The following is a 228-nucleotide window of genomic DNA, read 5'->3' on the forward strand; positions in this document are numbered from 1 at the left end:
TCGCTGTATAAGCTGCAGTTGAAGCTGCTTTCATATCTGGAGTAGCAGTAGAAACAATTACTAGGTCTATTTCTTTAGGACCTAGGTTTGTTTTTTGGAGAAGATCTTCTCCTGCTTTAATCGCTAAAAACGAGGTGCTTTTGCTTTCTTCTTTAAGGATTCTGCGCTCCTTTATCCCTGTTCTAGTGGTAATCCACTCATCATTGGTGGCTACCATTGTTTCAAGAA

1 pseudogene is annotated in these 228 nt (G+C 39.9%); it reads right to left on the reverse strand.

Going from position 1 to position 228, the window contains the following annotated elements:
- Positions 1-228, reverse strand: a pseudogene (locus tag ACRHOC_RS15355) (3-oxoacyl-ACP synthase); the annotation flags it as partial.

Source organism: Winogradskyella poriferorum, assembly GCF_050618035.1.
GTDB classification, from domain to species: domain Bacteria; phylum Bacteroidota; class Bacteroidia; order Flavobacteriales; family Flavobacteriaceae; genus Winogradskyella; species Winogradskyella poriferorum_A.